This window comes from Aliivibrio fischeri (assembly GCF_009727955.1).
In the GTDB taxonomy this organism is placed as follows: domain Bacteria; phylum Pseudomonadota; class Gammaproteobacteria; order Enterobacterales; family Vibrionaceae; genus Aliivibrio; species Aliivibrio fischeri_A.
In genome coordinates, this window is sequence record NZ_WOBR01000045.1 from 1 (window position 1) to 289 (window position 289).

A 289-nucleotide genomic window follows, 5' to 3' on the forward strand; every position below is an offset into this window, starting at 1 on the left:
AACCGGTTGGTGATGAAGATGATTGATGTGGTCGAAGCCAACCGCATTCAATTTGATGCTGAACACAAAGACATCGCCATGGCATTCATGGCCATCAAGCGAGCGACCACCAATAGCGGTAACAGCATGACCTTCAAAGCAGAGCGCAGCGAATTAACCGGACATGCCGATGCATTTTGGGCGATTTCTCATGCCTGCATTAATGAGCCGCTCGATCATTCTGAAAAACGAAAATCAACATGGCAGATGTAAATCAATGACTGAACAGACAACAGAAATAATCACGAAA

General features: G+C 45.3%; 1 protein-coding gene. It reads left to right on the forward strand.

Annotated elements, in window-relative coordinates:
- On the forward strand, nucleotides 1-252 hold a 252-nt coding region (locus GNP81_RS19295), incomplete at its 5' end, for a phage terminase large subunit family protein (protein WP_473246814.1).
- Nucleotides 253-289 lie beyond the last annotated feature (37 nt).